Source organism: Exiguobacterium sp. CH10 (genome assembly GCF_018617635.1).
In the GTDB taxonomy this organism is placed as follows: Bacteria; Bacillota; Bacilli; order Exiguobacteriales; family Exiguobacteriaceae; genus Exiguobacterium; species Exiguobacterium aestuarii_A.
In genome coordinates, this window is the sequence record NZ_JACSKO010000001.1 from 1,204,746 (window position 1) to 1,227,879 (window position 23,134).

Sequence of the window (23,134 nt, forward strand, 5' to 3'; positions counted from 1 at the left end):
TTACGCTACAAGAAGGACGAGTAACCCCGTGGTGCCACCTTCGTTGGTTCTAACAGAACCCACTTCACGGACAATCATCCGCTTCCCCGTGATAACGGTGGGTAACCCGCTAAAGCCTACTCAAAGTTCGGTTTAGAGCTCAGAAGTCCATTCGCGACGTCCTATATACTGATTCGCACCAACCATCAGCTCTCTGTCATACAGGATTCGTCGTTACTTCTCTTCGTCGACGCCTTTATTCGTTTCAGTTAAGTTAACTCGTACTATACAGGGCGGATGAATCCATGTCAAATAAAAAAATTCAAAAAACTTTGCCTCTATATGTGCACCCCGAAATGGAGAAGCTTCACCGATTTTTCGAATTGACATCGTTTTTTTCCGTCTGCTATAGTCGTCCACAACAACATTTCACTCAACTAAAGGAGAATCGATTTTGGAAACAAACAAACTAAAACGTGAGCTGTCCACCCGGCAACTCACGATGATTTCCCTCGGGAGCGCCATCGGAACCGGGCTTTTCCTCGGAAGCGGGCTTGCCATTCAAACCGCTGGTCCGAGCGTGCTCGTCAGTTATGCCATCGGGGCGTTCATCGTCCTCTTACTGATGGGCGCACTCGCCGAAATGACGGTCGCTCATCCAACATCCGGATCATTCGGAACAATTGCCGAGCGCTATGTCCATCCACTCGCAGGCTTTCTCGTCCGTTACTCTTACTGGGTCGCGAACGTACTAGCTGTAGGGGTTGAAGTCAGTGCCATCGCCATCTATATGCGTTACTGGTTCCCGGATGTGAACGGGTTCGTTTGGGTCGCCCTCTTCGGTGGACTACTCATTTACGTCAACGCCCGTCACGTTCATACGTTCGGAACAACCGAGTACTGGTTATCATTCATCAAAGTAACTGCCATCATTCTATTCATCGTCCTTGGTGCCGCTACATTGTTTGGCGAACCAGGATCACCGATCGAATCGATCACGACAGGAAACGAAGGATTCTTCGCTTTCGGATTTTATGGGATGTGGGTGACGATTTTCATTTCCCTCTTCAGTTTTCTCGGGACCGAACTCGTCGCCGTCACAGCCGGTGAAGCGAAAGACCCGGACCAGGCCGTCCCACGCGCTTTACGCGCTACCGTGTTCCGCTTGACGTTCTTCTATGTCGTCACGCTCGCCATCATGCTCATGCTCATCCCATGGCAGCAAGCAGGGATTGATCAAAGTCCGTTCGTGCTCGTCATGGAACAGTTTGACGTCCCGTTCGCGGCAGGCATCCTCAACTTCGTCATTTTGATTGCAGCTTTGTCTGCGATGAACGCACAGCTTTACGCGTCGACACGGATGATGTACTCACTCGCAGAAGCCGGTGATGCACCGAAAACATTCAAAAAAATCAGCAAAAATGGTATTCCGATGTTCGCGCTACTCGTTTCAACGGGCGGGATCGTCCTTGCCGCTTTGCTACAAGTGTTCATGGAGTCATCGTATCCGTTCTTGATGGGAATCTCGATGTTCGGAGCTATTTTCACTTGGTTCATGGTCTTCGTCTCCCACTTGTTCTTCCGTAAGAAATGGACTGGGCGAAAACTCCCTGTCCGTATGATGGGGTATCCGTTCCTCCCATTGCTCGGAGCAGTCTTACTCCTCAGCCTAATGATCACGACATGGTTCACGGACTTCAATATTTTGCTGAAGTTCGGAATCCCGTGGTTAATCGGCTTGACGATTATCTACTACGTGCGTGAACGAATGCGTAAAAAACAAGATCATTCAAGCGATATCGAACAAGCCAACTAACAAGCATCCCTTCGCGACAGCGGAGGGATTTTTGTACGCACAAAAGCTCCTTTCGCAATCGAAAGGAGCTTTCTGTATGAGGCATCAGAAGAACTGACGCGGGTTGACTGTGCTACCTGCACTCGTTGCCGAGTATGAGTAGCCGCCTTTATGAATCTCAAAGTGCAAGTGCGGACCTGACGAGTTCCCTGTGTTTCCAAGTGTCCCGATGTTCGACCCTTGTGTCACACGCTGTCCAGAGCTGACCGATACCGAGTTCATGTGCGCATAAACCGTCGTCCAAACTTGACCGTTGATGACGTGCGCGATCATGACATGGTTCCCGTATGCGCCACCCCAACCTGCACGAATGACCGTACCTGTCGCAGATGCACGAATCGGTGTCCCTGTTGGACCTGCAATATCTAAACCATTATGGAACGTGTAACCATACGCACCGCTCGCAGGACCCCATCCTTGTGAGTAGCGTCCTGAAGCCGGTTGAATGAACATCGAGCTAGACGGTGCTGGTGTCGACGTCGTCGGTGCCGGTTTTGGCGCTGGTGCTGGTGCTGGCTTCGGTGCCGGCGCCGGTTTTGGTTCAGGTTTTGGTGCTGGTGTTGATGAAGCCGTGTTGTTTGAAGACGACGAAGACGGGGTATTCGTCTTATTGTCCTGCTTTTGTTGTGCAGCTTGCTTCTGTTGTGCAGCTTCACGAGCCGCTTCAGCTTCTCGTGCTGCCTCTGCCTTACGAGCAGCTTCTGCTTGGCGTGCTTCTTCTGCTTTACGTGCCGCCTCTTGACGAGCTGCTTCTTCAGCACGACGACGAGCTTCCTCTTCTTCACGACGTTGTGCTTCGATTTCAGCCGCAATCGCCTGTTCTTGTGCGACTAACGTCGCTTCAATCTCTTGAAGATCGAAAATTTGCGATTCGAACTTGATGTTCTTCTCTTCAAGCTCTTTGATGCGTTTTTCACGTTGCTTCATTTTCTTCTCAAGTTCGGCTTGACGAACTTCGAGTGCTTTTTGCTGTTCGAGAAGTGAAGCGCGTTCTGCTTTCAAGTCAGCCTGTGCTTCTTTCAACGACTTCTGTGTCGCTTCATAGTCATCGAACAATTCTTGGTCACTTCGCTGGATTGTTCCAGCCGTAATCATACGCGTGACGAGGTCAGAGAGGTTTTTTGAACCGAAGATGAATTCAGCCCAGTTGATCGAACCGCCACCGTTCTTTTGCATCGTGGCCATCCGTTCTTTCATCATCGCTTCTTGTGCCTTCATTTTTTCCTGATAATCTACAATGTCGGCTTCAAGATCTTCGATTTTCATCTCGGTGCGTTTGATTTCTTGGCGCTTCATAGCGACATCATTGATGATGTCCTGCAATTGTGCGTCCATTTTATTGACCTCTGCCTGAACTTTTGAAATCTCTTCTTTGTTCACTTCAATCTTTGAAGACGTGTCGGCTTGGTCTTTTTTCACGCTATTGCGTTTTTCTTGTACTTTTTGTTGTTCTTCTTGCTTTTCTTTAATCGAAGTCGATGCATCGGCAACTGTATGTGTGCTGATGAGCATCACACCAAGCGTCAGCGTCGAGACTGTGCGTTTCCAATTCATGAATGGGGTACATCCTTTCTTAAATAACAAACGTGGGTACCTACTACACTACATATTTTTAAAGCCGTTTCAGTATGTAACAAAAACGATCATTTAGTTGAGTTTCAACACGACTAATTATATCTAACTGCTAGATATTTTCCTGTTAAAGTTATATTTCAATTTTATTACGCACAGACAGACGCGCAGGCAACGAAATCGTCTAACTTATTATTTATCAATACCTTTTCGAATCGTTCAATTTGAAATCTTCCTGTAATGTTTTATGTAAATAGAAAACGCTTTACCCTATTTTCAAATAATATTTTGAATACATCATTCATAAGTTTCCAATTGATGGAACGATCCATCAAAAAAATCCACGTCCTCGCCTCATGTACACATGAGCAAAGACATGGATGTCGATTTGATCGGTCTTCTGTTATAACTTTGTTGCGCCAGCGATCACAAAAATCCAAGCGGCGATGAATAATACGCCACCAATCGGAGTCACGGCTCCGAGTTTTGTGATTCCTGTCAATGCCATGACGTACAAGCTTCCCGAGAAAAAGATGATTCCGGCAAACATGAGCCATCCGGCAATGTTAAATTGACTGATGCTCACACGCATGAGCAGTGTCGCGATCCCAATGATACCGAGTGCGTGGATCATATGGTAAAGCACCCCGGTTTGCCAGTTCGCCAACATGTTTGGTGACAGCCTCTCTTTTAAGGCATGGGCACCGAACGCACCGAGTGCCACGCCGAGTGCCATCAATCCGGCACCAATCATTAATAAGATTTTCATTTGTGTTCCCCCTTATCTGACTTTACGTGCTGGTAAATTCCACTTCCGATAGTAGGATATCACTCGAAGTGTCGCTACGACAATTAATAGTGCATAGACGGCAAGACCCCCTTCGAGCTTGAAGTAATATGTGATGACTGCGATGAGAATCGCCCAAATCGCATACACTTCCGACTGCAAGACGAGCGGTTTTCGTCCGGCCAGTAAGTCGCGGACCACACCACCCCCAACACCTGTCAGGACAGCCGCCGCAATCGCTGCCGATAATGGCAAATCCAGTTTGATGGCGACCTGTGCTCCTTGAAAGGCGAAGGCGACCAACCCGATGGCATCGACAATGACACCCCAACGTTCCCAGTGTGGCAATACGACACTAGGTAGCAGGAAGATGAGGAGTGCAACAAGAAAACATAAAATAAATAAATCATTCTGTTGCCAAATCAAACTGACGGGGTTTCCTAATAGGACGTTTCGAATCGCACCGCCCCCAAAGGCAGTGATAAACGCGAGCAGCCACACCCCAAAAATATCGTATTTTTCATCCATCGCAATGATGGCTCCGCTCGCCGCGAACGCAATCGTCCCGACGACGTTGAGCAATTCCCACTCCATGAACATCCCTTGCCCTTTCTTCAACACATTGTATGGTAAAGTATAGTTACAAAAAATCAGGTCAGTCGAGCGACTGTCGTAAAGGATGTCGGTATTACTATGAAACGTATCGCTTTGTTCCGCATATGGATTATCGTCACCATGTTCGCCCGATTCATCATTCGGCTGTACGCCTTTTCACGTAAACAACAACAAGGCGTCGCCACGACAGAAGAATATGAAGCACTCATGCTCAAGCTCGCGCGTGAGTATAAACGAAATGCGTTACGGCTCGAAGGCTTGTTAATCAAGCTCGGACAATTTTTGTCCATTCGTGCAGACTTATTGCCACCCGCCGTCCTGAATGAGCTCTCTGAACTTGTCGACCGTGTCCCGACATCGGGTTGGGAGAAGTCGCGCGCGATTCTAGAGGCTGAATGGGGCGTTCCTTACTCGCAAGTCGTCAAAGACGTCGGAATCGATGCCGTCGCCTCCGCCTCGATTGGGGAAGTATACGGCGCCACATTGCTTGAAAACGGCAAACGGGTCGCCATCAAAATTCAACGTCCGAATATCGAAAAAATCATTCGTACGGACTTCCGTGCCATGCGGATTGTCACGTCGATGTTGAAGCGGACATCCCTCGCTAAATCGACCGACTTAGATAGCTTATATCGCCAAATGATTTTTGTCATCGGGGATGAACTAAATTTTCAAACCGAATTAAAAAATGCTCTCTATTTTAAAGCAAAGTATGCCGATAACCCGGACGTTTATATCCCGGATTATCACGAGCACCTCTGTACAAACCGTGTCTTGACGATGGACTGGGTCGATGCGAGACGAATCACCGATCTCGCCTTCTTAAAAGAAAATGACATCGATCGCTCCGCACTAGCCGAACGGCTGTTCACGCTCGCCGCCGAACAGTTGTTGTTCGGTGGACAGTTCCATGCCGACCCACACCCCGGAAACGTCCAAATTCGGGCGGACGGTACCATCATCTTACTCGACTTCGGGATGGTCGGACAGACGACGGCGCAAGACATGGCAACGATTCGAAACATTCTACAGGCGTTCATCTCGCTCGACTATGACAGCATCGTCGACGGACTAGAAGATTTACGGTTCCTGTTACCGACGGCGAACAAACAAAACATCCGCCAAGCACTCGAAAAGGCCGTGACGTTTTATTTGGAGACCGATATCGATACGGTCGATACGAAGTTAATCGAGAAAGTGTTGCAAGATATTCAGTTGCTCGTCAAAAATGAACCAATTCAACTCCCGGCGGAATTTGCCTTCTTCGGGCGGGCCGCGTCGACCTTGCTCGGCATCCTGCAAATCCTCGACCCGAAAATCGACCTGTTCACACTCGGTAAACCGATTGTCATCGAATGGCTCGAGGAAGACGGGACAACGCTTCAAAACCGATATGTGAAGACCGGAATCAACTACGCGAAGAAGTTATTGAACGTCCCGCCGCTTCTCGACAATTACTTAAAAGAACCGACGCGAAAACGCCTGTCGGAGCAAGCGATGTTCCAACGCAACTTGGAATCAAAAGAACTGTTGCACCGCCAGACGTTCAATGCCATCGTCATCTTGCTCGGGTTGCTCGTCGGACTACTCGGCTATATTCGACCGGATGAATGGCTGTTCTGGTCGGGTGGCATCGTCTCCGTACTGGCTTACTTCAATTGGAGACGCCTCGGACGAAAAATTCGTCACTTGGCACGTCAGGATTTTCGAGTTTGAGCGAACCGTCACTCTCAGGAGTGACGGTTTTTTGTTGCATCCACTCGGCAATATAGGCCCCGACGTCACGCATCATACGAGGTGTCGTCCAGCCCATCGTCGATACTTGGATGACGTTCGCCCGCTTCAAATATTCACTCTCATATTGCACGAGATAACCTTGATACGACAGCTGTCGACCGAGCTCGATTGAAGACTGTCCGAATGGGACCGGGATCGTGATGATACCGGGTGACTGGGCAGGACTCAGCTCGATTTGTAAGCCGTTCTCACGGAGTGAGTTGATCAGGACGATCATCTTCTCTTCGTGCGACGCGACTTCCTCTTCTGTCAATTCTTCTAATGCGACATCCATCGCCGCAAGGAGCGGTTCTGACTGTGTGAAGGCGATTGGTTGGTAAAGGGATAAGTCAAAGTAGCGAGGCACGTCTCGTAACGCTTCTGCCCGCTCTTTCATGGCAACGAACGCGAGACCTGGGGCGTTCCGTAGCGCCTTTCCTGAGGAGAAGGTCACATAATCAGCAAAGGAATAGTTATAGACGCACGTTCCGACAGCACTAATCGCATCGACGGCAACGACACCTTGCCACGCATAAAGTGGGGTGAGATCGATTAAAATTCCTAAGGATGTCTCACAGTGCACCGTCCACACCCAGTCTGGTTCAATGCGTTCAAGTTCAGAAACACCCCACTTCCCTTCACTGTCCGCTTGAATGACATCAAACGAGAGACCGGCGCGGGATGCGTGATCCATGAGACGTTCGCCGAATTCGCCGGCGCATAAAATGACACCGTGTCCACTCAATCGTGAAGCGACCGCATCGTTGGCCACCGTGCCACTTCCTAATAGCGTATAGACATAAGGAAGCCCGATTCGTTTCGTCAATTGTTGCTGAACGGATTCAAGCATGCGGCTCGTCTCGTTTGAACGGTGTGGGAGCGGCTGTCTCGAGAGTCTCGCCCTTACACGCTCCGAGCATTCGACAGGACCTGCGAGCAAACTTTTCGGTCGAAGCGTCGACGCTGACTTTGATTCATAAAATGCCGAACGTGTTAACACCATCGGCACATATCGTGCTTCCTCAGGACCGATTGGATCCGCAAATGGGACAAATCCGAATCGGTGATAGAGCACTTGTTCACGCGTCGTCCCACTGATGACGATGCCATCGACATCATGATCGGTCGCATCTCCAATGACTGCTCTCATCAATCCGGCGAACGTACGATTGCGCCGATACGCTTTCTTCACAGCAAGCAACCGAACCTCGAGCCAATTCCCTTCAGGAATACACACACCTTTTTGTTCCAACGAAAATGGTCGCTTGCCACGTAGCGCGCACATCGCAATCACTTCACCATTCACTTCTCCGATCCAATATGTATTTTCTTCATGAAACTTGTCGACGAGGCGTCGCTCCAGATTCGGCGGATGTTGCGGAATCTCTTCGACGAACGTTTCGTAATTTAATCGATGAATGGCGTCAAAATCAGATGAACTGGCTTTTCGATAAACAATCATGTCGTTCCCTCCTTCACATGATGATAGACAATCACGATGGCAATGAGCGTGGCCCAGATGAAATCCCCGATACTTCCGAGTGCAGCTAACGGAAGTAAGACGAGCATGATGAGCCCGGTCTCACGCGAATTGCCCGTCATTTTGATCAAAAGTAATAAGATCAGGAGACCACCGATAAACCACCACGGATCGTATGCCCATATGATTCCAGAAAAAACGGCATATCCCTTCCCGCCTGCGCGGATTCGCCAAAACGGATAAATATGACCGAGTGTGAGTGCAAGTGCCGTCTGCCAAAAATACGGTCCACTCACCTGGAGGACAAGAATCGTCTTCAGCAGGTCGAATCCATATACGATTAGAAACGCCTTCACCCCTCCGATGCGATGCGCATTGCGGGCACCGGTATTGTTTGAACCAGATGTCGCTAAATCATGACCACTTAACAACCCATATAGTCTTCCCCCGAGCAGACTCCCGACTAGATAACCGACGATAATGATCCACATTGTATCCCCTCATTTTCTTGGAAAATTGTGTGTGTTTTAAAAAAACGGGTATCCTCTAATTAACTGTGCACTTTTTGGAAAGGGGAAATCAAGATGCGAGAAGAGAAAAACTTCATTAACGGGGAATGGACAGAGACGGAACAGACGATTGAGGTACGAAATCCGGCCACAGGAAATGTGATGGCCGTTGTGACAAAAAGTGATACCGCCGAAGCGACACAAGCTGTCGATGCGGCGCATGAAGCGCTACAGGAATGGCAACAGAAGACGGCGGACGAACGAGGGGCTCTACTGAATGAGTGGCATCGTTTGATCGCAGAACATACAGAAGAACTTGCCCGGACAATGGTCGAGGAGCAAGGAAAGCCACTGAAAGAAGCCATCGGTGAAATCAATTATGCGAACGGCTTTATCGACTGGTATGCGGCAGAAGGACGACGTGTGTATGGGGAGACGATTCCCGCCTCTTCGAACCAAAAACGAATCTTTGCCATCAAGCAACCGGTCGGCGTCATCGCCGCCATCACACCTTGGAACTTCCCGGCTGCCATGATTACGCGAAAAGTCGCACCAGCGCTTGCTGCCGGCTGTACGGTTGTCATGAAACCCGCATCGGCGACTCCGTTGACGGCGATTGAATTGGTCAAATTGGCCGAAAAAGCAGGATTCCCAAAAGGAGTCATCAACCTCGTGACAGGACAAGCGTCTGACATTGTCAAAGCGTGGCAACAAGACAAGCGGGTGCGAAAATTGACATTCACCGGGTCGACAGAAGTCGGGAAGATGCTTATGCGTGACGCTGCAGACACGATGAAAAAGATTTCGCTCGAGCTCGGTGGACACGCCCCGCTCATCGTCACGGCCAAAGCAGATCTGGATAAAGCCGTTCCACAAGCCGTCGCCACGAAGTTCCGTAACGGTGGACAGACGTGTGTCTGTGCGAACCGGATTTATGTCGAACGAGCCGTCGTCGATGAATTTTCGGAACGTTTCATTGAAGAAGTCGAAGCGCTAAAAGTCGGGAACGGATTAGAGGAAGGTGTCGATATTGGCCCACTCATTGATGATGATGCGCTCAGTAAAGTCGAAAAACATATCGAAGATGCTCAAATTCGTGGCGGTGAAGTATACGGTGGCGACGTATTAGACGGTTTATTCATTCGTCCGGCGGTCATTCGTTATGCGAATGAAGACATGCTCTGCATGAATGAAGAGACATTTGGTCCGGTCGCACCGATTGCAACATTCGATTCACTCGAAGAAGTAATTAAACGAGCAAATAATACACCGTTCGGCTTAGCCGCTTATCTATTCACACAAGACATCAATGAAGCCGTCTATTTAGCGGAGTCGTTAGAGTACGGAATCGTTGGTGTGAATGATGGTCTTCCGTCAACTCCTCAAGCGCCGTTCGGTGGATGGAAAGAAAGTGGACTCGGGCGTGAAGGTGGTCACCACGGCATCGAAGAATTTTTAGAAGTCAAATACATCTCACTCGGGTTGTAAGTATAGGCATACAAAAAGGCTTGTCGCACATGCGACAAGCCTTTTCTTATCGGTTGACCCATTCGACTAAATCGTTCGGCGATTTGATGACGTGATCCGCAAGCGCCCACTCTTCTTCATTTCCAAATCCGAACCCTGTCAAAACGACTGGGAAATCATGTGCCCGTGCTGCCTCGACGTCCGATTTGCGATCGCCGACCATAATATAGTCCGCCTCACCGTGACGGACACGGTGTGCTGTCAGAATGTCTGCTTTCTTTTCGCCACTGACAGATTCCAAGCATTCCGGTGCCGTCATGTAGGAGCGAATCTGTTGCGTATCTAAAATCAAGTTCATGTAATGAACACCGCAGTTGCTCGCCGTCGTCAACGTATGACCTTGTTCGTGAAGCGTCTCCAACATGTCACGAATGCCATCGAATAAGACGTTTTGCCCTTCCATCGTCTTCTCGAGCGTCGTGTGACGCAATCTCCGAATGAGACGGATCTCTTCGATTGTCGCTTCCGGGATGACATGCTCCCAAAACGCGTTACCTGCCAAGCCATATCCTGAACGGACCGCCTCTTCACTCGGTTTCGGAAGGTGCGGAAGTTCCTCGAGCGCCTCATGAATCGCCAGTGTCATCGGCCCGGTCGTATCTACTAACGTGCCATCGATATCAAATAAAATCACTGCCATTGGATTAATCCCCTCTCTTTCACTCTCTCCCTACCGTAGCAGAATCCCCGAAAATGCAAAAGCGAAAACGTGGTGACAAAAAAACGACTGAACCGATTCGTTCAGTCGCAATCTATTATCCACGCCAGAAGTTCATTCCGCCTTTTACAGAATAGACGTCGGTATATCCGGCACCCTTAAGCATCGCTGCAGCACGTTGGCTACGCATGCCACTTTGACAGATGACGTAGACGGGACGTTCCTTTTCTTTCGGATATTTCGCTTGTGCGTTCCCGAAACCAGAAAGTGGGACGTTTTTTGCTTGTTTAATATGTCCCCCGCGGTATTCATGCGGTTCACGTACATCCAACAATTGAATGTTCCGCTCTTCTGCGATTCTACGCTTCAAATCATCCGTTGAGACCGTTTTAACATTGTTTCGGCGACTCCACCAAAAATACACGATTCCAATGACGACCGCCACAAAAAGAAAGTCCAACATATTCACGCCTCCATTTGCTTTTCATTTCTTACACCCATTATACCCCCTATGGTATTTAAGTCAATGAAAGTGAATCTACAAAAAAACCACACGTGATGCACATGTGGTTCAAAAATCGAGCAATGAATCGGATTTCGGTTGTTCGTCTTCTTCCATGGGAATCCCGAGAAAAGCGGCCATCTGACGATCAAGCGGAGGTTTTTCCTCACTCGCCGGTGTCGTCATTTGTGGCGTACTGACACCTTTCACTTCAGACGTCTCCGCTAATAGTAGTTCGCAAAAGCCCATCAACTTGGCCAAATGACGCTTTTGTACTTCGCCCGTTGATGACTCAATCTGTGTCATCACCTGACGCATCTGGGCGATGACTTGTTGTTCTGTAATCATGGTCCTTACACATCCTTTACGTTTCCATTGTGCAGGATTTGCCCTTCGATTCGCAAATGTCCTCAACGTTTCCTTGATTCGACCCAGTTCAAAAAGGCATCGTAATCAAAGCGAACTTGATTTGCATAAAAATCGGCCCATCTCGACAACTGCCGAATGAATAACGATGGGGAGTCCCCGATGGCCGCCGCGATTCGTTCACTCGCCGTATAATCTAGCACGTTAGACGTTGCATCGGCCCGTGCGTGAATTTTCGCTGTGATTTGTGCTTGCACCTTCAACGTCTCAATGAGTGACGTCTCGTCTTTCATATGCTTCGCCTTCACTTTTCGTTTGTACGGCGAACGCTGCCTTACATAATACTCTTTCCCATCAATCGTCAAATAGCCGAGATAAGGGTCACGACTGTGAACCATCGCCCGCTGCGCGGCAACGACACGCGCCCCTTGGTGCGACAATCCATTCTCAAATAGCGGATGCGTCGGCAGAAATAGCGACGGAACGGCGGACTGTGCCTGTTTCATCTCTAAAATAACATCTTCATCGTGCTCTTGATCGGCCCCTTCAATCAAAATGTAATAACGCTCTAGACCGATGGAAGCCGTACCACTTTGTAGCTTGATGGCGATGTCTTTGATTTCATAATGATCCGCATGATGGCGATGCTCATCCGACAAAGAAGATAAATAATCTCCCCAGGCCGCCTCGATTTTCTCACGCATGCCCGGTGAAAGAGGAATCAGATCATCACTTGTTGAAAAGTAACGTTCTTCGTCCCTTACTTCCGTCCGTTCGGACATAAATTCGTCTTTCTTTTTCTCCGCTTTTTTAATGACTTTCTTCACAGCTTTACACGTATTCTCTTTTGTAAATTGAATATGTTCACTTTTTCCTTTCGCATGCTTCTCAATCGCCTCCGCATACGAGCGTGCAAATGCTTCGATGGCCGCTTTGCCGTCAAACCCTGACTCGGCCGCAAATAAATCGACAGAGACTGCCATCCGCAACAAGTCGAACAGATAGGAGCCGATATACGCCTCGTCAAAATCATTTACATCATAAATGATTGTACCGGCACCATCCTCGAACACACCGAAATTCTCAAAGTGCAAGTCTCCTTGAATGAACGTCGGGTGGTCGGGACCTGTGTCAAACGCGATGGGGACTTTCGCAAAGTCGTAATAGAACAAGTGCGAGCTCCCTCGAAAGAAGGAGAACGGGCTCGAACTCATTTTGGCGTACTTCTCTTGTCTCGCTTCTTCCGAAAGATGTCGAATCGACTGGTCGTAAAAATCAAGGACGGTCCCAATCGTTTCGCACCGAATTTGTTGTTTGACGGCTGTGAACATACGACTCTCCCCTTCACTTGTTGAATAAGTGTTTATATTCCCCGTACCCAGCTTCTTCAAGCTCTTCTACAGGAATGAATCGGAGAGCGGCCGAGTTGATGCAATAGCGTAAACCGCCGAGTTCTTTCGGTCCATCATCAAAGACGTGACCGAGGTGACTGTCACCTTGTTTTGAACGGACTTCCGTCCGTACCATGTGGTGCGTCGTGTCCATATTCAAGTCGACTCGTTTCTCTTCGATCGGACGTGAGAAGCTCGGCCATCCACAGTTTGACTGGAACTTATCGTGAGATGTGAACAGTGGTGTTCCATCAACGATGTCGACGTATAATCCTTCACGTTCTTCGTCCCAGTATTCGTTTTTAAACGGCGGCTCTGTTCCGTTTTCTTGTGTGACTTTATATTGCATCGGCGTCAAGCGCTCACGGAGTGCCTGTTGCTTCTTGCGATCACTCCATGCTTCTTTTACGAATTTCGCGCGACCCGAGCCGACCCGGTACATTTCGTAGCGGAACGGATTCTTTTTATAGTAGTCCTGGTGGTAATCTTCCGCTTCCCAGAACGTTTTCGCAGGGCGAATGTCGACTTCAATCGGACGATCAAACCGTCCTGAGTCTTCCACTTCTTGTTTCGAGCGCTCAGCTGCGTCCCGTTGTTCTTCTGAATGATAGAAAATTGCCGGACGATACGATTCGCCTCGGTCATTGAATTGTCCCCCACCGTCTGTCGGGTCGATTTGACGCCAATAGATGCGAAGCAACTCCTCATACGAGATGATCTCAGGATCGAACGTGATCTCAACCGCCTCTAAATGCCCCGTCGTCTCTGAACAGACTTGTTGATATGTCGGATTGTCGACATGTCCACCCGTGTATCCGGAAATGACACGTTCGACCCCCTCATATTTATGAAACGGTTTGACCATGCACCAAAAACAGCCTCCCGCAAATGTAGCTTTTGCCATAAAAAATCCCTCCTTACTTTGTAGTGTACCCAAAAAAGTCGCAAGACAACAAAAAACGAGAACCACAAAATGTGTTCTCGTTTTAGTCTTCTTCGACTTGGTTCACATGACGCATCACTAAAAATAAGATGACTCCTACAATCGCAGCCCCTAAAATCGTCAACACCATGTTATCTCTAGCCGATAAAGTATAAAAGATCGCTAATCCAATTAAAATGAGCGCAATCGGAATAAACGCTCGCTTAAAATGATCCCAGTAACGCACGGACAGTCCTCCTTTTCTCTTATCATACCAAACTTTCGATTTTCGATAACGAAAGTTCTAAAAGTTGAAACATGTCTGTGAAACCGAAAAGGAATGATTGGAGTTGCACTTGAATTCTAATCAAGAGTAATTCTCTATTAGGTCGCAGGTTAATCCTACCTGTTTCCGATAAGATGCTTTATACTGTAACTAAATATTTCCATACAAGGTAAGGGGGAGCTTCGATGCTCACAATCGTTAACGCATTCTTTATCAACCTGTGTATCTTGTTCACGCTCTTCACGATTTCCTTTTTACCGTTCCGCAACCGCCCTCGTTTGACACCGCAGTCCCCTTTAAAAGGGCGAGTTTTACTCGGTGTGCAAACCGGCTTGATTGCTATCCTGCTTTTAGTAAACGCCTTACCTCTTGAAGGGGTGCTCATTGATTTACGCGCCATCCCGATTATACTCGCTGTCCTATACGGAGGTTGGGTGAGCGGAACGGTCGCCGGTATCGTTTATCTGATTGGACGTACTTTCGTCGTATGGTATACAGATGGTGCAATGATTGGACTGTATTTAGCATTTGCGACAATGTTCGTTCTCGTAGGGACCATCAGTATCCTTAGAAAACGAATGGATAATACACGTCCGACACTACTTGTATTCACTATAATCAACATTGTCATCTTTGGGGCAGCCATCTATGCCGCGCTACCGCTCAATCTGTTCTATCCCGTCATAATCATCTACTCGTTAATGTCTTATATAGGAGCCTGTGCTGCCTATCGATTATTGCTCGAATTACGCCGTCACTTTGAGAACGTCCAACATCAGCAACAGCTTGCGCGTACTGATGCGCTCACCGGAATTGCCAACCGTCGTTTGTTGAATGAAGCGATGGCTAACTTGACGGTCGAGGCAGAAGAATATGCGTTAATCTTAGTCGATATTGATCACTTTAAACGAGTGAATGACACGTATGGGCACGACGTCGGCGATGACGTGTTACGTGAACTCGGTATGCTTCTCGTCAACGAAAGTGAAGAGCGGCATTTGGTCGGTCGCTTCGGTGGAGAAGAATTTTTAATCGTCATGCCACACGCTACGCGGGATGAAGTGTCTCGCCTCGCAGAATCTATCCGAGAAAAAGTTTCGACGTTCCCGTTTGAAACGAGTGCAGGAACACTACACATCACCGTTTCGCTAGGAGCCTGTCATTCGAACGATATTGAAATCGATAGTGTGTTGAAGCATGCAGACGAAGCGTTATATCACGCAAAAGAGTCTGGACGAAATCGATTCATCCTTGCTTCTTAAAGGATTGAACACTTCACACTTGAGCATGTTTTCTCACTTTACTTTCTCGAAACGAATCGTTAAACTAGGCTAGACTTTGGTTCAGATTGGTACATCAGGATTTATTCAGAAAAGGGGAAACATCGTTCATGTCAGTTTTGTTATCTTTGTTTGGAATTATGTTTATCAGCTCGTTCGCGATTGACTATAAACGTGGGAAGACACTTCAACAATCGGCACTCGGGGGAATTCGTTCGATTCAACAAAATTTATGGATTTTTTTCCGTACGTCGCTCTCGATGATGATCGTCATCGGCCCACTCTTACTCATTTCAGGATTCGTATTCTCAGATTTAGTGGCATTTAACACCGTCCCCTCATTCTTGATTGCCGTGCTCAGTATCGGTTTTGCTGAACGGATTATCGGAATGACCGTCGCACCACTGATCCGTACGTTTTGGCATCAGCGGGGTCGTCTCATGCCACTTTATTTAGACGCTGCTCTTTATGTATTCTTGCTATCGATTCTCGTCTTAGAGTTTTTGATGAACATTCCTGGAATCGACCTCCAGTCACCGTTCATCGCGCTATTTTACGCGTTCGCGCTCTTCTTCACGAGATACTTGTTCAGTCTCATTCGATTCACCGTTCAAAAAGGTGTCGCCTCGAACTAATTCGAGACTCCGTCCATACGTGTTCGCACGTATGGATATTTTTTTCGTTATTCTCGTTGACAATGAGAATCGTTATCAACTATACTCTAGATGTAGCTTCCTAAAAGCTTGACGTGCACGTTCCCCAAACCAATCACGTCACGTGGATTCCCCTCCACGACACTCTTTTTGAAAGCATTGCTGCGACAACCCCCATTTGTTGCACCCATATTTGCCAAAAACAAGACGAGCAGCCCACCGACGGGGCTGCTCGTCTTTTTGTTATGCGAACACTTCTTGTTCGATTTGTTTCAATTCGTAGAACGTACCACGTTTCATCATCAGTTCCTCATATGATCCAAATTCGACGATTCGTCCAGCTTCCATCACGATGATTTGATCGAAGGCTTCGAGTCCCGTCAAGCGGTGACTGACAAGGATGAGCGTCCCTGACCCTGCTTGATGCAACAGTTCAGAAAAGACATGCGCTTCCGTCCCAGCATCAAGCGCTGAAGTAGGCTCATCGAGCAACCAGATCAGTCCGTTTTTCAGAAGGGCTCGTGCAATCGCTAACCGTTGACGTTCTCCACCTGATAAGTTCGCCCCTTTTTCAAGGACCGGCTCATCGAGTGAAAACGATAAACGGACACGTTCAAGCGCCACAAGCATCTCCTCATTGGTAAAGTCACCGGCTAATGCCAGGTTCTCCCGTATGGTTCCGTAAAAGAAGTGATTGTCTTGCAAGACGACACTCGCATGCTGCCAGATTGAAGTTTGTTTCATGTCATTCAAGTTGTCATGATCGAGTCGGATCGTCCCGTCTTCTGTCCGGACAAATGCCAACAACAGTTGGAGCAACGTCGATTTCCCGGAGCCGCTCGGTCCGACGATGACCGTCTTCGAACCGCTCGGGATGTGTAACGACACATCGTCAATCACATCCCGATACGTATCCGGATAGCGATAGCGAACATGCTCAAATGAGATGGATGGCGATGTCGTGAACGTCACATCATGACGCTTCGCTTCGAGCGCCTCAATCGTTTCACTCGGCTCCATCACTTCAAACAATCGATCGGCCGCTTGTTTACTATCTGCAAAGTGTCCCGGGAACACAGCCATCGGTGTCGTGTTCTCAAACGCCGTGAGTGACATCATGATGAGCATCGCCAAGAAGAGCCCATTCAAATCCCCATCTACGACTTGATAGGCACCGATTGCCAAGACTCCCCATGAGACGAGTAAAGAGGCCGCGACGACGAGTGCGGAGTTGAAAAATTGATTCGTCGTGTCTTTCCGCTCCGCTTCCATGTAGCGTTCGCTGCGCGAATACACAGCTTGCTTCGTACGATCGAGTTGATGATGTAGTTTTAAATCTCGATATCCGTACATCATCTCGGTCAACTGAATCGATACATCCCCGCGCAATGCACGAATCGTCTCGTCATGACGAGCACGAATCCGAGCAAATCCGAGTGGAATCAAAAACCCGGTGACGAGTACACCAAGTAAGATCCATAGGCTGACCGCGAACGAGAAGAACGTCACAAAGAAGATTGTACTCAAGAACACGAGCACGAGTATGATTGGCGGATAGAATACGCGGAGAAAATAGTTTTGCAGGCTCTCCACATCTCCGACGACACGTGCAAGCAAATCTCCACTCCGATATTTCGCAAAAATCGATGGGACGAGCGGTTCAAGTTGTCGATAAAAGCGGACACGTAGCTCGCTCAATATCGTAAACGTCGCCCGGTGTGACGCGAGGCGCTCCCGATAACGACTTCCTGCCCGAATGACCCCGAACAGTTTGATGAGGACGACGGGTACCATGAGCGCATACAAAGGCGGGACGAGCCCCGCCCGTGAGACGAGGTATCCACTTGCTGCAAACAGAGCAACCGCCGCAATCCCGGCTGCATATCCAAAGAAGACGGAGAGAAGGATATCTTTCTTCTCGCGCATCATCCATTTTGTAATCGTCCAAAGCGAGTTCATCGGCTCACCCCTTTCTGAAGCGCAAACAGTTCAGCATACTCTGGGACGGCGAGCAACGCGTCATGCGTTCCTTCTGCAATCCGTTGCCCATCCTCCATAAACCAGATGGTATCCGCCTCTTTGATTGTATGCAGGCGATGAGCCACCGTGATCAACGTTGCCTCTTTCGACAACTCAGTAATCGAACGTCTCACAATCTGCTCCGTCTTCAAATCGAGACCGGTCGTCGGTTCATCGAACAAGAGGATACCAGGTCGTTTAAAGAAGGCCCGGGCGAGCGCGAGACGTTGTCGTTCCCCACCCGATAGACCAAATCCGCCTTCTCCAAGCTCCGTCCAGATTCCGTTCGGTAATTGATCGATCACCTCAGAAAGTCCTGCCGCATCGGCCGCTTCCCGTAACGCGAGCTCATCGGCCTCTTCGCCTAAGGTGATGTTATCGGCAAGTGTTCCGGCGAATAGGTAAGGGTTTTGCGAGATATAGGCAATGTTTCCGTACCAGGCAGACTCGTCAAACGACTGAAGAGGTTCACCGTCTACGAGGACACGTCCTGATTTCACCTGTAGCAATCCGGAGATGACGTTCAGTACTGTCGTCTTCCCAGAACCACTCGCACCGACTAAGGCCAGGTGGGTACCGGACGGAATCCGACCATTCAACGGTTGAAGTACAAAACGTCCGCCTGCATATTCGAAGGAGACGTCTTCGAGTTCAAGGTTTGGTGTTCGTGAACCCAGTGATTTCGTTCCCCATTCGATGCGATCATCGGGGGCGTCTAATACCTCAAAGATTCGGTCGGCTGCGCCCATACTTCCACGTCCTGTATGGAAGGCACTCCCTAAATCTTTAATCGCCAAGTAGTACTCTGGCGCTAACACAAGAATCAAAAAACCAGAGAAGAACGTGAGGTTCTCCCAGACGACCATTTGTAACGCGACTTCTAACGCGACGACACCGGTACTGAGCATCGAGATGAACTCGAGCATAAGTCCCGATAAGAAGGCCGTCTTCAAAACGACCATCGTCACATCCCGAAAGTCGAGACTGCTCTTCTCAATCGCCTTCGCTTCTTGCTCGGTGCGATTGTAAAGCTTGAGCGTCGTCAATCCTTGTAAGACATCTAAAAACTTACCGGAAAACTGATTCATCTTCTCCATCTGTTCTTCTGATTTTTTCTGAGTCGCAATTCCGATAATGATAAAGAATAGCGGGATGAACGGTGCCGTTACCATCATGATCACACCAGAAATCCAGTGTTGGCTGAAGACGACGACCAAAATAAGGAGCGGGATGATCGACGTTTGGATGACCTGTGGCCAGTATTGACTGAAGTAGGCATCCACTTCGTCAACAGCATCCATGAACACACTGACCTTTTTACCCGATTGTCCTGTCAAAGACGACTCGACCGGACTCGTGGCGTACCGATCCAACAATTGAAGGCGTAACGTCTGTTTCGCCTTTTCGGATAAACTCGCACCGATGCGTCCTGACACATATCCAAAAAGCGCTCGTGCCAATAAAGCAACGACGAGCCATAGTAAAGCCGGAAGGATGGCTTCGAATGATTCATCCTTTAAAAAGATTCGGTCGACGATGTCGACGATTAAATACGCTTGCGCCAAAATCGATAGTCCAATCATGACCGCGGATAACACGAGTCCGATGATGTGACCCCTTTCGGCGAAAGCAAGGGCTTGCAGTCGTTTCACTGCATTCATCCTTTCTCTATTTACAATTCCATTGCTTTGTGAGATTCATCACTAATTATACAATATGCCACGTTTTGAAGCGAACGCCCCGCTCGTATGAACATGTAAAAGACGCCCTCATTCGAGTGGCGTCAGTCGATGTCTTGTTCAAAATATTCAGGATGCCCAATGACAAGTTGATGGGCGTCGATGCGCAGTATATCTTCTTTTCGAAGTTTGGCTAAAATCGTCGAAACCGTCTCTCGGGACGTGCCAGACAGACGAGAAAGTTCGATTGCGGTAAACGGGCATCGGACTCGAACGCCTTGTTCGTCCGGTTCCCCTAAATCTTCAATTAAGAAATGGAGCGTATTGATGACACGCTCTTTCGCGCTCGGCGTGATGATTTCTTGGACACGTCGCTCATGCAAATCAAGAATACGGTTCATCTGGCCAATGATATAGAGCAGCATGCTCGACTGCGTGGACACGAACCGCTCAAAGCGGTCTGTTGGGATGTAGATGACCTCAATGTCCGTCACCGCTTCAGCCGTATGACGATAGTCTTCCCCTGTGAATAAACCGTTGTATGGGAAAAATTGTTTCGGTTTCACGTAGTCGGCGTAATGATGGGTCGCATTCTCATTCATCCGTTCGAGTTTGATATAACCGCTCATCAAGAAATACACACGCTCACGCGGATCCCCTTCCATGAACAACAGTTGTCCTTTCCGATACGTCCGGCAATAGACGTGCGGAATCAACTGTTCAAGTGCTCGACTCGGACATGTCTCAAACAGCGTCAACTGCCGTAAATCGTCAATCGTCCACATGTGTCGCATGTTCATCCCCTCATTTCTATTCTTCTATCTTCAGTATAGTGGGATTTTTATTGAAAGCGCTTTCTAAATCCAACAGTTTTCTGACATGACAAAAGGGGGTCTCCCCCCTTTTTTAGTCCAACATAAGTTCCAATAGGGCGTCCTGTAAATCACGATCGAGCTCTAACGCATGGAGGTCAAACAACCATGCCTCGAGACGTGTCTTCGTGGTCGCCATCTGATATAAACGATCTTTTAAGTCATAAGCGATTTCGGCGCGGTCTAAGAACCGATAGAGACGGTCGAGTCGATGTGCGTTTTGTGTCAGATCGACCGGAAGCGTCACGGTCTGCTCCCGTTTCCATTCACCGAGTGGGATGTGTAACGTCTGCGTCTCCGCATCATAGTCCCCTTCTCCGACGACCCCGCGGACAAGAATCGTCAACGTCCGATTCGCCGGGACGAGTGTCAAATCACCTGACGTCTCGATGTGAAGCGTACGCGCTTCCCAATCGAGCGTGAACGTCGTTTCGAGTGACGCCCCCGTCTCATAATCACGGCTTTCCCCGTCATCTTCGTACATCGTGAACGTGTTCGAGGCACCTGGAAAGACGAGTACTTCTAGCTCGCTCGGGTTCCCCGTTTCGTTCGCATGCGGTTCATGCGGCATCATTGGAATGATGGCGCCCGCTTTGGCGAAGACCGGTTGCCCTTCGAGTCCACGGAACACACGAATCGACTTGTCGCCTTCATAACGATGACCCGTGAAGAAATCGAACCATTGCCCTTTCGGCAACCACACGTTCGCACCCGCGACATGGAGCTGTCGGTCCATTGGTGTGACAATCGGGGAGACGATGAGTTCACTTCCGAAATAAAACTGATTCGGCACCTGATAAGCCGCTTCATCATCGGGATGTTCGATATACATCGGTAACACGAGTGGCAACGCTTCTGCATGGTTCCGATAGTTCATCGTATACAAATAAGGAATGAGTTGATGACGCAGGCGTAAGAATCGCTTCATCGACTGTTCGGCTTCGATTCCGAAACGCCAAGGCTCTTTTCCGTTGAACGTGCTGAACGTCGAATGGAGGCGCATGATTGGACTGAACACTCCGTATGCGACCCAACGCGCCGCGAGCTCGTCGTCTTTTTTACCACGATGATGCCCTCCGATGTCATGACTCCACCATCCATACCCGATGTTCGTAGCTGTTGCCGTGAAATACGGCTGGAAGGCGAGTGATGCCCAAGAGATGATTGTGTCCCCTGAGAATCCGACCGGGTAACGGTGGCTCCCTGGCCCAGCGTAACGAGAAAAAATGAGCGGGCGTTTGCCGTCACGGGCGATGTCGATGGCGTGATAATGATTCAACATCCATAACGGATCGAGTCCCTCCATCTTCGATGTCGATCCTTGTTGCCAATCAATCCACCAAAAATCAACGCCGTCCGCCTCATGCGGGTGATGCATCTGTTCGAAATACGCTTGAATGAATCGCTTGTCCGAAAAATCGAAAGGGATTCGGTCACCCGATTCCGGATCGACCCCCATCGCCTCAGCCATCGCCGCATACTGGTCTTCAAACGCACGGACCCCGTCGGCGGGGTGCAGGTTCAATGTCACCATCATCCCTTCATCTTTTAACCATTTGAGGAATCGCTTCGGTTCAGGGAATAAGTTTTTATTCCACGAATAGCCCGTCCAGCCACTCCCATACTCTTCCGGGATATCTGTCACGTGCCAGTCCATATCGATGACGCTGACCGAGAACGGGATGTCTTCGGATTTGAAGCGGCGCATCAACGCCTTATACTCTTTTTCGTCGTATCGCCAATAGCGGCTCCACCAGTTTCCGAGCGCTTTACGAGGAAGCATCGGCGTCGGACCCGTCAACGTGTAAAAGTCTCGAAGTGCCTGTTTGTAGTCATGACCATATCCGAAGTAGTAAATATCATGAATCCCTTTTCGTCTCGGCTCGACGAAGCGGTCATCCGTCATCAAAAACGAGGATGAATCATCAATGATCGCATACCCTTGCTTGGAGAGAATCCCTTCTTCTAACTCCGTCGCCCCGTCCACATGGTCGAGCGTCCGCGCCGTTCCTTTCAGCGTCCGCTCTGGACCGTTGAACATGTAGCGGCTGTAATACGTACTGAAGTTCCCTTTCACGTCCACATAGAGCGTGTTCGGTGCGAACGGTCCTTTCGTATAGTATAAGTGAACGTGTTCCGTGATGATTTGGAGCTCTGCCTCGTCTTCGATCACTCGGAATTGTGGAACGTCAAATTCTCGATTCCACGCCACTTGGGTGGCGCGGTCTTCAAAAATCCCATCCTCCGCGTACTCCATCCGAATCAACTGACTCGTCAATACGGTGAATCGATAACAGCTTCCTTGCACGATTGCCTCTTCTCTTGCTTTTGGTCTCATCCACGATTGATATACATGATTTTCTTCGAATAGGCGCATACACTCGAGCGTTTCCGCTCTCCGTCACT

Annotated in this window: 20 protein-coding genes and 1 other annotated feature; of the genes, 5 read left to right on the forward strand and 15 right to left on the reverse strand. The window is 48.9% G+C overall.

The features are described from left to right. Positions 1-9: 9 nt before the first annotated feature. Positions 10-239: a binding site (T-box leader), on the reverse strand. A 194-nt stretch (positions 240-433) separates the two neighbouring features. Continuing rightward, the gene (locus KNP04_RS06030; protein WP_214875019.1) at positions 434-1,795 is read left to right on the forward strand and encodes an amino acid permease; all 1,362 of its coding nucleotides are present in this window, start codon (positions 434-436) and stop codon (positions 1,793-1,795) included. Positions 1,796-1,879: 84 nt separating this feature from the next. On the opposite strand, the gene KNP04_RS06035 is transcribed toward KNP04_RS06030, so the two are convergent. From KNP04_RS06035 to KNP04_RS06045, 3 genes are all read right to left on the reverse strand, one after another. Then, complete coding sequence (locus KNP04_RS06035) at positions 1,880-3,388, reverse strand: murein hydrolase activator EnvC family protein (protein WP_214875020.1); 1,509 nt, start codon at positions 3,386-3,388, stop codon at positions 1,880-1,882. Between the two features lie 421 nt (positions 3,389-3,809). Further along, positions 3,810-4,175: a DUF423 domain-containing protein gene (locus KNP04_RS06040; RefSeq protein WP_214875021.1), complete on the reverse strand. Its 366-nt coding sequence runs from the start codon at positions 4,173-4,175 to the stop codon at positions 3,810-3,812. Between the two features lie 12 nt (positions 4,176-4,187). Next, entirely contained in the window at positions 4,188-4,793 is a 606-nt protein-coding gene (locus tag KNP04_RS06045) for a trimeric intracellular cation channel family protein (protein WP_012727503.1), read from the reverse strand. A gap of 93 nt (positions 4,794-4,886) precedes the next feature. On the opposite strand from KNP04_RS06045, the gene KNP04_RS06050 reads away from it, so the two are divergent. Continuing rightward, positions 4,887-6,524, forward strand: coding sequence for an ABC1 kinase family protein (locus KNP04_RS06050; RefSeq protein WP_214875022.1), 1,638 nt, complete (start codon positions 4,887-4,889; stop codon positions 6,522-6,524). Here KNP04_RS06050 and KNP04_RS06055 read toward each other — a convergent pair. Next, positions 6,463-8,046, reverse strand: coding sequence for a GNAT family N-acetyltransferase (locus KNP04_RS06055; RefSeq protein ID WP_214875023.1), 1,584 nt, complete (start codon positions 8,044-8,046; stop codon positions 6,463-6,465). The genes KNP04_RS06050 and KNP04_RS06055 overlap by 62 nt on opposite strands. After that, on the reverse strand, positions 8,043-8,555 hold the full coding sequence (locus KNP04_RS06060; RefSeq protein ID WP_214759871.1) for a glycerol-3-phosphate acyltransferase: 513 nt from the start codon (positions 8,553-8,555) through the stop codon (positions 8,043-8,045). Before KNP04_RS06060 ends, KNP04_RS06055 begins: the two co-directional genes overlap by 4 nt. 93 nt (positions 8,556-8,648) lie before the next feature. Between KNP04_RS06060 and KNP04_RS06065 the strand changes: the two genes are divergently transcribed. Continuing rightward, complete coding sequence (locus tag KNP04_RS06065; RefSeq protein WP_214875024.1) at positions 8,649-10,061, forward strand: NAD-dependent succinate-semialdehyde dehydrogenase; 1,413 nt, start codon at positions 8,649-8,651, stop codon at positions 10,059-10,061. Between the two features lie 46 nt (positions 10,062-10,107). Here KNP04_RS06065 and KNP04_RS06070 read toward each other — a convergent pair whose 3' ends face one another. The 6 genes from KNP04_RS06070 to KNP04_RS06095 form a co-directional block, all read right to left on the reverse strand. Next, complete coding sequence (locus KNP04_RS06070; protein WP_214875025.1) at positions 10,108-10,740, reverse strand: HAD family hydrolase; 633 nt, start codon at positions 10,738-10,740, stop codon at positions 10,108-10,110. Between the two features lie 115 nt (positions 10,741-10,855). Further along, positions 10,856-11,221: a rhodanese-like domain-containing protein gene (locus KNP04_RS06075; protein WP_214875026.1), complete on the reverse strand. Its 366-nt coding sequence runs from the start codon at positions 11,219-11,221 to the stop codon at positions 10,856-10,858. Positions 11,222-11,329: 108 nt separating this feature from the next. Continuing rightward, positions 11,330-11,608: a DUF5327 family protein gene (locus KNP04_RS06080; protein ID WP_214759879.1), complete on the reverse strand. Its 279-nt coding sequence runs from the start codon at positions 11,606-11,608 to the stop codon at positions 11,330-11,332. A 62-nt stretch (positions 11,609-11,670) separates the two neighbouring features. Beyond that, positions 11,671-12,957 carry a DUF2252 domain-containing protein gene (locus tag KNP04_RS06085; RefSeq protein ID WP_214875027.1) on the reverse strand — a complete coding sequence of 429 codons (1,287 nt, stop codon included), beginning with the start codon at positions 12,955-12,957 and terminating at the stop codon, positions 11,671-11,673. A 13-nt stretch (positions 12,958-12,970) separates the two neighbouring features. Beyond that, entirely contained in the window at positions 12,971-13,921 is a 951-nt protein-coding gene (gene msrA / locus KNP04_RS06090; protein WP_214875028.1) for a peptide-methionine (S)-S-oxide reductase MsrA, read from the reverse strand. Positions 13,922-14,003: 82 nt separating this feature from the next. Continuing rightward, positions 14,004-14,186: a hypothetical protein gene (locus KNP04_RS06095; protein WP_214821456.1), complete on the reverse strand. Its 183-nt coding sequence runs from the start codon at positions 14,184-14,186 to the stop codon at positions 14,004-14,006. Between the two features lie 224 nt (positions 14,187-14,410). Here KNP04_RS06095 and KNP04_RS06100 point away from each other — a divergent pair, with 224 nt between their 5' ends. Together KNP04_RS06100 and KNP04_RS06105 are read left to right on the forward strand one after the other, a co-directional pair. Further along, positions 14,411-15,487 carry a diguanylate cyclase gene (locus KNP04_RS06100; protein WP_214875029.1) on the forward strand — a complete coding sequence of 359 codons (1,077 nt, stop codon included), beginning with the start codon at positions 14,411-14,413 and terminating at the stop codon, positions 15,485-15,487. Between the two features lie 128 nt (positions 15,488-15,615). Next, positions 15,616-16,140: a hypothetical protein gene (locus KNP04_RS06105; protein ID WP_214875030.1), complete on the forward strand. Its 525-nt coding sequence runs from the start codon at positions 15,616-15,618 to the stop codon at positions 16,138-16,140. A 261-nt stretch (positions 16,141-16,401) separates the two neighbouring features. Here the strand turns inward: KNP04_RS06105 and cydC are convergent, their stop codons facing one another. From cydC to KNP04_RS06125, 4 genes are all read right to left on the reverse strand, one after another. Next, positions 16,402-18,117: a thiol reductant ABC exporter subunit CydC gene (gene cydC / locus KNP04_RS06110; protein ID WP_214875031.1), complete on the reverse strand. Its 1,716-nt coding sequence runs from the start codon at positions 18,115-18,117 to the stop codon at positions 16,402-16,404. Beyond that, positions 18,114-19,838: a thiol reductant ABC exporter subunit CydD gene (gene cydD / locus KNP04_RS06115; RefSeq protein ID WP_214875032.1), complete on the reverse strand. Its 1,725-nt coding sequence runs from the start codon at positions 19,836-19,838 to the stop codon at positions 18,114-18,116. The genes cydC and cydD overlap by 4 nt, the downstream gene beginning before the upstream one ends. Before the next feature lie 122 nt (positions 19,839-19,960). Next, on the reverse strand, positions 19,961-20,650 hold the full coding sequence (locus KNP04_RS06120) for a Crp/Fnr family transcriptional regulator (RefSeq protein ID WP_214875033.1): 690 nt from the start codon (positions 20,648-20,650) through the stop codon (positions 19,961-19,963). 112 nt (positions 20,651-20,762) lie between these two features. Next, a complete protein-coding gene (locus tag KNP04_RS06125) occupies positions 20,763-23,105 on the reverse strand; it encodes a glycoside hydrolase family 31 protein (RefSeq protein WP_214875034.1) in 2,343 nt (780 codons plus the stop codon). Positions 23,106-23,134 lie beyond the last annotated feature (29 nt).

Excerpts from the sequence above, each read along its gene's own strand:
- KNP04_RS06125 (WP_214875034.1), bottom strand. The coding sequence starts at position 23,105 with ATGCGCCTATTCGAAGAAAATCATGTATATCAATCGTGGATGAGACCA.
- KNP04_RS06120 (WP_214875033.1), bottom strand. The coding sequence starts at position 20,650 with ATGCGACACATGTGGACGATTGACGATTTACGGCAGTTGACGCTGTTT.
- KNP04_RS06050 (WP_214875022.1), top strand. The coding sequence starts at position 4,887 with ATGAAACGTATCGCTTTGTTCCGCATATGGATTATCGTCACCATGTTC.
- msrA (WP_214875028.1), bottom strand. The coding sequence starts at position 13,921 with ATGGCAAAAGCTACATTTGCGGGAGGCTGTTTTTGGTGCATGGTCAAA.
- cydD (WP_214875032.1), bottom strand. The coding sequence starts at position 19,838 with ATGAATGCAGTGAAACGACTGCAAGCCCTTGCTTTCGCCGAAAGGGGT.
- KNP04_RS06045 (WP_012727503.1), bottom strand. The coding sequence starts at position 4,793 with ATGTTCATGGAGTGGGAATTGCTCAACGTCGTCGGGACGATTGCGTTC.
- KNP04_RS06070 (WP_214875025.1), bottom strand. The coding sequence starts at position 10,740 with ATGGCAGTGATTTTATTTGATATCGATGGCACGTTAGTAGATACGACC.
- KNP04_RS06085 (WP_214875027.1), bottom strand. The coding sequence starts at position 12,957 with ATGTTCACAGCCGTCAAACAACAAATTCGGTGCGAAACGATTGGGACC.
- KNP04_RS06080 (WP_214759879.1), bottom strand. The coding sequence starts at position 11,608 with ATGATTACAGAACAACAAGTCATCGCCCAGATGCGTCAGGTGATGACA.
- cydC (WP_214875031.1), bottom strand. The coding sequence starts at position 18,117 with ATGAACTCGCTTTGGACGATTACAAAATGGATGATGCGCGAGAAGAAA.
- KNP04_RS06055 (WP_214875023.1), bottom strand. The coding sequence starts at position 8,046 with ATGATTGTTTATCGAAAAGCCAGTTCATCTGATTTTGACGCCATTCAT.
- KNP04_RS06065 (WP_214875024.1), top strand. The coding sequence starts at position 8,649 with ATGCGAGAAGAGAAAAACTTCATTAACGGGGAATGGACAGAGACGGAA.
- KNP04_RS06105 (WP_214875030.1), top strand. The coding sequence starts at position 15,616 with ATGTCAGTTTTGTTATCTTTGTTTGGAATTATGTTTATCAGCTCGTTC.
- KNP04_RS06075 (WP_214875026.1), bottom strand. The coding sequence starts at position 11,221 with ATGTTGGACTTTCTTTTTGTGGCGGTCGTCATTGGAATCGTGTATTTT.
- KNP04_RS06040 (WP_214875021.1), bottom strand. The coding sequence starts at position 4,175 with ATGAAAATCTTATTAATGATTGGTGCCGGATTGATGGCACTCGGCGTG.
- KNP04_RS06035 (WP_214875020.1), bottom strand. The coding sequence starts at position 3,388 with ATGAATTGGAAACGCACAGTCTCGACGCTGACGCTTGGTGTGATGCTC.
- KNP04_RS06100 (WP_214875029.1), top strand. The coding sequence starts at position 14,411 with ATGCTCACAATCGTTAACGCATTCTTTATCAACCTGTGTATCTTGTTC.
- KNP04_RS06060 (WP_214759871.1), bottom strand. The coding sequence starts at position 8,555 with ATGTGGATCATTATCGTCGGTTATCTAGTCGGGAGTCTGCTCGGGGGA.